The 11,159-nt window shown below is 35.5% G+C and carries 10 protein-coding genes; 8 read left to right on the forward strand and 2 right to left on the reverse strand.

Annotation, left to right across the window (positions count from 1 at the left end; all coding sequences use genetic code 11):
- The first annotated feature begins 5 nt into the window (after nt 1-5).
- Together NST60_RS15570 and NST60_RS15575 are read left to right on the forward strand one after the other, a co-directional pair.
- Nucleotides 6-515 (forward strand): hypothetical protein, encoded by a 510-nt coding sequence (locus NST60_RS15570; RefSeq protein WP_101729379.1) that lies wholly within the window; start codon nt 6-8, stop codon nt 513-515.
- Nucleotides 516-1,284: 769 nt separating this feature from the next.
- Nucleotides 1,285-2,766: a glycosyltransferase family 2 protein gene (locus NST60_RS15575; protein ID WP_101729574.1), complete on the forward strand. Its 1,482-nt coding sequence runs from the start codon at nt 1,285-1,287 to the stop codon at nt 2,764-2,766.
- 126 nt (nt 2,767-2,892) lie between these two features.
- On the opposite strand, the gene NST60_RS15580 is transcribed toward NST60_RS15575, so the two are convergent.
- A complete protein-coding gene (locus NST60_RS15580) occupies nt 2,893-3,588 on the reverse strand; it encodes a Crp/Fnr family transcriptional regulator (RefSeq protein ID WP_224427717.1) in 696 nt (231 codons plus the stop codon).
- Nucleotides 3,589-3,742: 154 nt separating this feature from the next.
- On the opposite strand from NST60_RS15580, the gene ric reads away from it, so the two are divergent.
- The 3 genes from ric to NST60_RS15595 all read left to right on the forward strand — a co-directional run bounded on the left by ric (nt 3,743) and on the right by NST60_RS15595 (nt 5,935).
- The gene (ric, locus tag NST60_RS15585; RefSeq protein WP_016202154.1) at nt 3,743-4,432 is read left to right on the forward strand and encodes an iron-sulfur cluster repair di-iron protein; all 690 of its coding nucleotides are present in this window, start codon (nt 3,743-3,745) and stop codon (nt 4,430-4,432) included.
- Nucleotides 4,433-4,570: 138 nt separating this feature from the next.
- The gene (locus tag NST60_RS15590; protein ID WP_212118633.1) at nt 4,571-4,933 is read left to right on the forward strand and encodes a cupin domain-containing protein; all 363 of its coding nucleotides are present in this window, start codon (nt 4,571-4,573) and stop codon (nt 4,931-4,933) included.
- 138 nt (nt 4,934-5,071) lie between these two features.
- On the forward strand, nt 5,072-5,935 hold the full coding sequence (locus tag NST60_RS15595) for an NAD(P)-dependent oxidoreductase (protein ID WP_328020473.1): 864 nt from the start codon (nt 5,072-5,074) through the stop codon (nt 5,933-5,935).
- Nucleotides 5,936-5,968: 33 nt separating this feature from the next.
- Here the strand turns inward: NST60_RS15595 and NST60_RS15600 are convergent, their stop codons facing one another.
- Nucleotides 5,969-7,057: an iron-containing alcohol dehydrogenase family protein gene (locus tag NST60_RS15600; protein WP_254416351.1), complete on the reverse strand. Its 1,089-nt coding sequence runs from the start codon at nt 7,055-7,057 to the stop codon at nt 5,969-5,971.
- 771 nt (nt 7,058-7,828) lie between these two features.
- On the opposite strand from NST60_RS15600, the gene NST60_RS15605 reads away from it, so the two are divergent.
- From NST60_RS15605 to NST60_RS15615, 3 genes are all read left to right on the forward strand, one after another.
- Entirely contained in the window at nt 7,829-8,638 is an 810-nt protein-coding gene (locus NST60_RS15605) for a MurR/RpiR family transcriptional regulator (protein ID WP_169189153.1), read from the forward strand.
- A 124-nt stretch (nt 8,639-8,762) separates the two neighbouring features.
- A complete protein-coding gene (locus tag NST60_RS15610) occupies nt 8,763-9,758 on the forward strand; it encodes an acrylyl-CoA reductase family protein (RefSeq protein WP_101729375.1) in 996 nt (331 codons plus the stop codon).
- Nucleotides 9,759-9,951: 193 nt separating this feature from the next.
- The gene (locus NST60_RS15615; RefSeq protein ID WP_341099336.1) at nt 9,952-10,500 is read left to right on the forward strand and encodes a nuclease-related domain-containing protein; all 549 of its coding nucleotides are present in this window, start codon (nt 9,952-9,954) and stop codon (nt 10,498-10,500) included.
- Nucleotides 10,501-11,159: the final 659 nt, after the last annotated feature.

Raw genomic sequence — 11,159 nt, forward strand, 5'->3', positions numbered from 1 at the left:
AACTGATGTATTTTCAGCCGTATTATCCTTACTATGGACAACAAGTAAATTCACAACCACAAAGTAGACTTATCATCTCACCAATAGGTGGTGGAACTGGTATAAATCTTCCACCAATTGGCGGAGGCACTGTTCCAAGTTTACCTCCAATTGGTGGGGGGGTATTGCCACCATTTCCTGGAGGTCAAGTTCCGCCTATAGTAGGGGAACCACCAGCTTTTCCGGATGGCCCACATATTGGAGGAGGAGCGGACCATGGACCACCAACAACACCACCGCCATCCTATACACCACAATCAAACCAGTCACTTGTAAGTACATTTGCGATTGATTCTGGATCCATGCGACCTTGTTTGTTCCGCTTTACGTATGTTTGGCTAGAAAATGGCCGCGGATTTTGGTTCTATCCAACCTTTGTTGGCCGCCAATCTATCGCAGGATATCGCTGGCGGATGAATCGTTGGACTTATTACGGAACAGATACTAACCGCATCCGTTCTTTTCAATGTACTTAAAGAAGCAAGGAGGTGAACTTTACTAGGTTCACCTCCTATTTAAATGGAAATGATTGAGTTTAGCTTGATAGAAGCTATTGGTGGTGAGTGTGTTCGACAAAAAATGTGAATTGGAAAATCAATTTTTTTATGGAAGATGATGTTGAATGTACAGGAAGTAAAGGGAAAGAGGTCTTCATATTGAAGATGGAAGCTGAAACTTTAATTTCAATATGATGAGACTCACGAATAAAGGGGAAGTGGGATGATTCAGTAGTTCATTATTTTGAATTGATTTCTTATTATCAAGAAAAAATTTGTTCTATAAAAGAAACAAAAAAGTAAAAGAAGTAATTGACTATGTATAGATTATAATGATAATATGTTCTTAAATAAGAACTAATGGAATATAAAACAGAGGTAAATTATTATTTTTTGCTTAGTTGTTCTTTTTAAAGAACAACTAAATTGATAGAAAAGACACCCTGATGAAGTCTAACATGTAGTGATCATGAAAGGTTGTTTTCTAAAGGATTGTTGTTTTTTCAATTGAAAAAAAGAATTAGTTGGAAAAATAGAGCATCCGGAATATACGTAGACTCCTGTGGGATTAGCGACCCCGGAGGCGAAGCTGAGGAGGCTCAGAGCGAGCCCCACGGAAAGCGAAGTGTATTCCGGCTACGGGTAATCACAACAAACTTTATGAAAACAGCCTCAAGAAAAAAGAAAGTTGGTGGATTCATTGTCCTTAGTAGTAGAAGAGGAAAAAGGAAGTATATCGTTTTTTAGCATGCCTGGAGTAAAGAAATCGTATATGAAACCGAGAATTGTCGCTTTAATTCCCGCTCATAATGAAGAAAAATCGATAAGGGATTGTTTAGCTGGATTAAATGATCAATTGCTTCCAAAGGGAGTAGAGTTAGATGTCTATGTTATTGCAGATAACTGTACGGATCGCACCGAGGAAAAAGCGATAAAGGCAGGAGAAGAATTTGGCCTAAATCTTAAGGTGATTGTTACAGAAGGAAATAAGCTTCGTAAAGTAGGAGCTTTAAATAGTGGGTGGAAATTACTGTATGGCGACATTATGGATTTTTATCATATCCAATTAACCGAATCCCAAGAATTATATAAACAAAGTATTAAAGCGATTCTTGGGATGGATGCAGATAGTCGTTTAGCTCCTAACTGTTTAAAGTATCTGTGGGAAGGCTTAATGAGTGGTCGTAACATTGGCGGAGTTATGGCAAAGTATACAATGAGGATGCCGAAAAAGAAAAGCTTATTAAGTAAAAATGATGTCTATTATGAAGAAAAATTAGCAAGTGGTGAATATGGTGGTCCAATTAGTAGATGGTGGACTCATCAACAAAAACAAGATATGGCAAGCTGGTTATTAGATCTTCAATATCATGGAGGGAGTACATATGTACTTGGAGGGCAAGCAACATTGTTTCGCCCAGAAGCCCTGCAAGAAGTAGTTAATCATAATAAATTAGATGGACCTTGGCAAAATGATAGTGATGTAGAAGATATGCTGCTTACATGGCAATTACAGAAATCGGGATGGAAGACGCTTATTAGTCCAAAAGGACGTTGCTTTGTTGATGCAATGCGTTCCTACCATACCTTTAGAGAACAACGAAATAAGTGGAATTCAGGAACAGTAGATTTATTAACCAATAAAGATTTAAGTATTCATACGCGCCATAAGGGAAAAATTTGGCGAAACCAGTTGAAATCCTTATCGGACTTAGTAATCCGAGTTCTTTTCGTTGTTTTGTTAGGGATAGCTCTAGCAACAGACCAATTCTATTGGTCTTGGATTTGGTTAACACCGATCGCCTTGGCATCCGTCCTGAACACTATTCTAGCTCTAAAAACACCGATGTATCGGCCGATCGATATTATCCTTGCCACGTTATTAATAGGACCAGAAATTTATTTATGGGTGAACTTAATAACATTTAGCCAAGTGTGGCTCCAAAAGCTTTCCGCTAATAAAAAGGATGGTTGGGCCAATCAATATGCAGCAGAGTCTGGGAAAACACGTAGTAAATTAGCACAAGGAATATTAGTTGCCATTATATGTGTCTTAATTATCGGATATGTGTGCTTCTATTATCGTGATTATTTAACTAGTGAGGCTGTTCAACAATCAATTAATCCATATTTAATGGGCGGATGGATAACGTTAACTTACTTAACAATTATAAAATCTCTCATGATGGTTTATCAGATTTGGACATTGCGTGGGCGGCATACAGCTTAAGGATATAATAAAGAAAACTTCCATTAGTGGGAGTTTTCTTTATCTCTGCTTGTTCTTAGTTGCACTCACTTCCCAGTAAGAGCGGGAAAGTTAATTGGTTTTACTAATTCATTTAATGGGGGAGAGTTATCCCCCCATTGTTTGAAGTTTTCCCTTATCATGAATTAGGATTTGCTTGTTTCCGATTAATGTAAGGATTCCTTTGTCTACAAGTTTTGCAAGTTTTCTACTAATGGTTTCTCTAGTAAGACCTACATAACTGGAGATTTCTTCTCTTGTAATGGGGAGCTTAATAAGCACTGTATTTTGGTTTTCTGATCCAAATTTCTCACAAAATTCTAGAAGCATATCAGCAATTCTTACTTCAGGGTCTTTTGTTGCTAAAGTTCTTGCTAAATCTTCTGTATGGGATAAACGCTTTGTGATTGTTTTTAGCAATTTGAAAGAGATGTCCGGATTATTTGCCATTATTTGATCAAAATCTGTTTTCTTTAATAAACAGATCTTTGTATCTTCTAAAGCGTGGCAACTTAAGTTCATGACGATGTCATCATGGAAGAGGTTGCTTTCTCCAAAAAAATCACCATCAGTTAATAAATGGACAATTTGTTCTTTCCCCTGAACGGTTAATTTAGATAGTTTGACTTTCCCACTATGAATAATAAAAAGGGATGTAGAAATTTCCCCTTCCTCTATAATCATCTCGCCTTTTTTAAAAAGTCTATGGTGAACAACATCTGTTATTTTTTTTATTTCTAATTCGGATAAAGAATGAAAGATAGGCACCCGTTTTGGGCACGGGATAATTATATGTTGTTGCATAATTAACACCACCAATATGTTTGTGTATTTTTTCACAATTAATACAATGAATATCTAATTAAATTATAACAATGTTTAATCTGTGATTTCAATCCTATTTTATCTTGTCTTTATCTTCTATACTGTAGCTATTCTAATAAAGGAGAGTGGCGATATGAATTCCATTTTTACAGATGATACAAAAACAGGCGATATTATTATTAAGTTCCCGGCAGCTAGTAAGCTCTTTAAAGAATATAAAATTGATTTTTGCTGTGGAGGAAATCGTCCGATAGGTGAGGTTATTAAATCTCTACAACTGGAAGATAAGGACCTAGTAAAAGTTCTTAATATTATGTATGAACAAATGCAGACCACGGAAGAAATAGACTGGATGAATATGCCATTAGCAGAATTAGTGAATCATATCATCCACCATTATCATGCAAAAACGAGAGAGTTATTAGAAGAATTAGATGGATTTGTGAGTAAAGTATATCGTGTACATGGAGAGAGAGATTTATATTTGAAAGAAGTGTACACTCAGTTTTACTTATTAAAGGATGAATTAGAACAACACTTACTTGGAGAAGAGCAACGAATTTTTCCAAAAGTAATAGAATATGATGCAAATAATGAACTAGAAAGCCTTGAAGCAGCTAGAGCTGAAATAGCTATATTGGAAGAGGAACATGAAGGAGCAGGGGAAATATTAAAGAAAATCCGTCAAGCTACGAATGATTATGAGCTTCCACTGAATGCATGTAATACGTATCGATTAACGTATTTAAAATTAGAAGAGTTGGAAAGTCTGACATTCGATCATATTCATCTGGAGAACAATGTATTATTTAGAAGATTGTAAATGATAAAGTACTTCCTTAATTTTCTTAAACTATTTATTAAAGTGAGATAGGATTAATATCTGAATTAATTGAAAATATATGATAATATGAATATATCTCAATGATGAAGAGTTCACTTTGTAAATTAGTGGAGGGAAATGATGGAGAAGGTTAATTTAGCTGAAAAGTTTGCGTTATTTCATGATTATTGGAATCCTAAAATTGTTGGTGACTTGAATGAATCTTATGTTAAGCTAGCGAAGTTCAAAGGAGAGTTTGTTTGGCATCAACATGAAAATGAAGATGAAATGTTTTTGGTAGTGAAGGGAAATTTATTGATTAAATTTCGCGATCAAGATGTTTGGGTAAAGGAAGGCGAATTTCTTGTTGTTCCAAAAGGTGTTGAGCATATGCCAGTTGCGGAAGAAGAAGTTCATGTTCTATTGTTAGAACCCAAAACCACATTAAATACAGGAAATCAAGTGAACGAAAAAACGGTAACTGATTTAGAGTCGATATAGAAATAGAGGAAGCCTATTAATTATAGAATAGGCTTTTTTTAATGCTCTTTTACTATTCAAATGCTTTAATTAACGTATTTTAAAAGCACATATGGTAAAATGTGTATGAATATTACAAAGAAAGGACGGGATAGCTGCATGAAATTAGGTTGGATAGGATTAGGAAATATGGGAATTCCAATGGCTTTGAATCTAGTAAAGGCTGGTTATGACTTAACGTTTTATAATCGTACACCGGATAAAGGAGAGGAACTACTTGTTGCTGGTGCAAAACAGGCTCAATCGTTAACAGAACTAGTCGATAACTGTGACTTAATTTTTACGATGGTGTCTGATGATAATGCTGTGAAAAGTATCTATCTTGAAAATGGAATTTTATCTCATGCTAAAGCTGGAAAAGTATTTATTGATATGAGTACGGTTTCCTCGCAAACGTCTCAATTCATCTATAAGACTGCTTTAGAAAATGGAGTGAAGTTTCTTGATGCTCCTGTATCAGGAAGTGTACAGCCGGCTAAGGACGGCAAACTGCTTGTTTTAGTTGGCGGAGAGGAACATGTGTACGAACAGATCAAATCTGTATTGGAACCGATGAGTAAGCTCTCTATTTATCTCGGTCCATCTGGGTCTGGAAGTAATGCAAAACTTGCCATTAATCTATTATTAGGAATCACTGTACAAGGGATTGCTGAATCCGTCCTTTTTGCGGAGAAACAAGGGATTAAAAAGGAAAATATGTTAACCATTATTAACGAAAGTGCAGTTGGTACAGCTATTTCCAAAATGAAAACACTATCCATTTTGAATGATGAGTTCCCAGCAGCATTTGCATTAAAACATATGGCAAAAGATTTACGCCTAGCAAGTGAAACAACGGAATTAAATGCTATCGGGGCTTCTGCAAATAAAACATATCAGTCTGCTCTTGAAAATGGGTTAGGGGAATTAGATGTGATGGCTGTTTTAAAAGAGTTAAAAGGAGATGGACCAACATCGCTTTAAGCGATGTTGAGTTCCGTCCCTTTTTTTAGTTTCTTATATCTGCTTAATGCTAGTTAGGCTTTCGAGGACGTTCATTGCCGCAATAACCTCATCTGCACCATAAGAACCCATAAGCTGAAGAGACTCTTTCGGATTAACAGCATGAGTAGCAATTTTTTGTAAGGCATCTGTTTGGTTGTCAACAATATTTAAATCCGCTAAATTAGTTGGAAAACCAAGCTGTTGATAAAATGGCAACAATGCTTCGATTTCGTCTATCCGGTTTTCTAAAGCAAGCTGTACTAAAATACCATAAGCAACTTTTTGACCATGAAGAATTGTGTGTGTTTCTTCGATAAAGCTTAGACCATTATGAATCGCGTGTGATCCAGACATTCTACCATATCGTCCACCGAATCCACCCACTGTTCCTGCCAAAGTAATAACGGCTTCCACCGTTTTTGTAAAGCTTGGTGTCACTAAACCAGATGCACTGTTTTGTACTGCTTCTATGCTTTCCTTTAATAAAATATCACGGATGAAAATAGATTGGCTTAATGCTGCTTGTACAAATAAAGAGTGAGATCTTTCATCATTTGCATTACGAATAATGGCTTCTGCTTCATACCACTTTGTTAAAGTATCGCCAATTCCGCTTTTTAAATAATCAATTGGTGCATGAATTAAAAATGCTGGATCGACCAATGTTAAATAACTAGAACGATGATGATAAGCTACTCTTTCAAATGCTCCTTCTGGAGAATAAATAACACTTAATGGAGTGCTTGCCGCACATGTTCCAGCAACGGTTGGAATTAAAATAACTTCGATATTTAATGTATCTGCAACAGCTTTAGCGGTATCTAAAATAATTCCACCTCCGATGCCGATAATAACATCGGTTGCTGTACAGGATGGGGTGATTTGATCAACTGCTTGTTGAGAACTGTAGCCTCCATGCTGAATAATTTTCCAATGAGTAGGAATAGAATCGACATACTGCGAAAAAGCTTGAAAAGACTTATAGCCTGTTATGATTGTAGGAGTTTGAAAAGGGGACAGTAAACTGTCTAATTCCTTTAGAATTTCTTCTTTACAAATATATTGATTCGGACCACTTCTAACAATATCCTCTGGTTGAATGTGCATGATTTTTTCCTCCTTACAGATAGTCTCTATGAATAAATTCTATTATTCTAAAAATTATACAACTTTCAGTAAACGAAATGTAGGTATTCTTTGCAAATAATCTAATTAACTAGATGAAGTAATAGAAAAACAGCAGTATAAATTTGCTATAGTTAAGAGAAGAATAATCTATTTGGGGGATAATGATAATTATTGAATTAATGGTACATTGCGTTCAGTAATAATGACAACAGCCTATGAGTTAGAGAAAAGAGCGAAATAGTATTTGTTACAGGATTTTGATATGTATGTATAAAGAATTCTCCGAAGCCCTTCCAATTCCTTATCACTGATTAATAAAGCACTCTCCTTCCTGCGGGAGGGAGAGCGATATAAGAATATTAAGCCCATCTTCTAAGACCGAAAGTAACATGTGGCCCTATATATGGAAATAAAGCAGGGAAAGTTTCAGTTCCAGATGGCGCAGGGCTAATAGAATAGTGAGTACCACCAATCATATAATGATAGGGGCTATCTCCTAATATTTGTTGATTCCATGCGCCATAGTAGGGCAGAGCGAAATTTTGATATATTGGTCCATTCAGTCCAGTAATTATTGTTGGTTGCTTAACCTATACCTCCATTAATTTTTTGTTTTAGTCCACTTATTTGTATAAGATGATTGATTGCATAATAGGCTAAAGCAGATTAACTTATTTAAGGAAAGTTTATTGAAACAGAATAGATAATACTGGTTAAAATAAACAAAGAATTTGGTGATACCGTTTGAAGGATATTATTTTTCGGCTATTAGATTTTATTAATAATCATAAAACAAAAGATACGAATTATTTCATTGCACTGGCTTTATTAAAAGATGTGCAACAGATTGCTAATATGAATATTTCTGTTTTAGCAGAATCCTGCTATACCTCACCAGCAGCAATTACAAGGTTCTGCAAAAAAATTGGCTATGCTTCCTTTCAAGAATTTAAAGATATTGCTAAAAAAGATAGTATAGAAAATTCAATCGATGAATATATTGAGCAAGGATTGCAAGTGAATGAAGTAGCAAAAGTGCTTCACAAACAGTTTTATCAGAAAATGGTTGAGTGGCTGCATACAATGGAAACAGGGATGAATGTTAGTGATGTTAGAGAGATTTTAGAAGTAATCCATGACGCAGAGAAAGTTTCTTTCTTTGGAACGCAGCTATCTCAAGCAATGGCTCAAGATTTTCAGTATCGTTTAGTGAAGTATGGAAAATTCGTTCATGCTTTTTCAGATATCCAAGAACAAATGGAGAATATAGCAGAATTAGATGACCAATCCGTTGCTATTATCACAAGCCCCTCTGGAAGATTTATAGAAGGGAATGTGGAATTGATGCGACTTATTCAAAAGAGTAAAGCAAAAATAATTATTATAACCCATAATGATGAGATTCCTTTTATAGAGAAAGCTGATATTGTATATCGACTGCATGGAAAAACATATGATCGAACAGGATTCTCTTCCGAGCGTTTTGGTCTCATGTATTTTTATGATTTTGCGATTGCTTTCTATCAAAAGTTATATCCAGGCGATAAAAGTTAGAAGGCGTAAATGGTCATCGCCATATGTAGGAGGAAATCTGTATTTTTACTATAATCATAGGGTAATTCCTTTGCTTTGACCTGTTATTTTTAAATTGGTACTATGAGTACGAGGTGAATTAAAAATGAAAAATAATTTCCAAGCAGTCGTAGTTGATAATAAAGATAGTAATTTTTCAGTAGAAACAAAGCAGTTGGGGTTGGAAGACTTATCCGCTGGTGAAGTAGTAATAAAAGTTCATTATTCTGGAGTAAATTATAAAGATGGGCTTGCTAGCACTCCTGATGGCAAAATCGTGCGTTCATATCCACATATTCCAGGAATTGACTTGGCAGGAATTGTTGTTTCATCAGAAGATAGTCGCTTTAAAGAAGGAGACGCAGTCATCGCTACTAGCTATGAAATTGGTGTATCTCATTCTGGGGGATATAGTGAATATGCTCGTATTCCAGCAGATTGGATTGTTCCACTACCAGCTGGATTAAGCTTAAAAGAAGCAATGATCATTGGAACAGCAGGCTTTACCGCAGCTCTTTCTGTGCAACGATTGCAGGATAATGGCTTGAAGCCAGAGAATGGACCTGTATTGGTTACAGGTGCTACTGGTGGTGTCGGTAGCTTTGGTGTGGCGATGCTTTCCAAATTAGGCTTTGAGGTTGTAGCAAGCTCTGGGAAAAAAGAAGCTGCAGACTATTTAATAAGTATTGGAGCATCAAATGTTATCGGAAGAGAAGAAGTATATAACGGCAAAATAAAGGCGTTGGACAAGCAAGTATGGGCTGGTGCAGTTGATCCTGTCGGTGGTGAATCTTTGGCAGCCATTATTAGCAAAATAGTATATGGTGGATCCGTTGCAGTAAGTGGATTAACAGGTGGCGGAGCAGTGCCAACAAGTGTATTTCCATTTATTCTGCGAGGAGTAAACCTTCTTGGAATCGACTCTGTTTATTGCCAAATGGAGATTAGACAAAAACTGTGGGGAAGAATTGCAACCGACCTTAAACCAGAGGAACTATCTTCATTTATTTATAAGGAAGTATCCTTACAGCAATTACCTGAAGAATTGCCAAAAATATTAGAAGGCGGTATAACAGGAAGAATTATTGTTGCAGTAGAATAAAAAAGAGAGGCTGTTCTTACGGAATGGCCTCTAAGAAAAGATAGAAAGAATGAAATAAATTAGTATGCTTTATAAACCTCGTGCCGTATCTCCAGAAATCCTCGTTTTACGATCCCTGAATCTGCGATATGAACTAAATTTAAATGAAAAACAGTATTTAGTTCATCTGCAAAAAGGCTGGGAAGGAGAAAAAATGTTTGATTACTTCACAGAAAATCTTTTAGAGGACTGTTATATAATCAATGATTTACTACTGCAAATAAATAACACTACCTTTCAAATGGATGCCACTATTATTAGCTCTGAAGGAATTCACCTTTTTGAAATAAAGAATTATGAAGGGGATTATTACTATCAAAATGATCGAATGTATACGATGAATCATAAGGAAATCAGTAATCCGCTTAATCAAATCAGGAGGAATGAAACGCTATTTCAACAGTTACTTCAAAAGAATGGTTGGGGAAATAAAACAATTACTTCCTCTGTTGTTTTTATTAATCCCGAGTTTACCCTCTACCAAGCCTCCTTATCTTTACCATTTATTTTTCCAACGCAAGTTCAGCGATATTTAAAAAGAATGGATTATCCTTCCTTAAAGCTAAACAAGATTCAGAAGCAACTGGCTGGAAAATTAACATCATTGCATATTGACAATTCCCCTTTTCAAAATTACCACCATATGACTATAAAGAATTACAGAAAGGAATATTCTGTGAAACATGTAATTCATTCGAAGTAACAGAAGCAGGAATGAATGTGGTTTGCGAAGAATGCGGCCATGAAGAAACAGTCGAAACAGTGGTATTACGCAATGTAGATGAACTTAAATTACTTTTTCCTCAAGAGAAAATAACAACGCCCTTATTATATGATTGGTGTAGGATCATTCATTCCAAAAAAAGAATTCGTAGAATATTAGAAAAGCACTATAAGCTAACCGGATTCAATCGTTGGACTTATTTTGAATAATCTTGGAAGAATAATAGAGTTTATTAATTGTCAGTGGGAAAATGAAAGAAAGGAGAGAGTGTAAGCACATTTTTTATTGGAAATTGTATTAGAAGGTAACAGAGAGTATGCTCTGTACCCTTAAGTAAGAAATGAAAGGGAGAAAGGTAACAGAGGAGCTGAGTCTGTTACCATAAGCAAGAAATAGAAGAGAAAAAAGTAATAGACAGCACGTCTTTCTTGTTCTATCAAGAATATTCAGTAGCATATGGAGGAGAATAGATAGAGCGATAGTGCTAATCTGATTTAAAACTTTTAGGTTGTGGAATTTTTTCGATGATTTATGGATTTAAGAAAAGAATTTCTATATTTATTTGAAAAGTGTAGCGAAGTTGGTTTTTAAAAAAACAGCATGCCTGTATAATACAGGTATTAGCTGTTTTTTTATTT

It is taken from the genome of Niallia sp. FSL W8-1348 (assembly GCF_038006745.1).
GTDB lineage: Bacteria > Bacillota > Bacilli > Bacillales > Cytobacillaceae > Niallia > Niallia alba.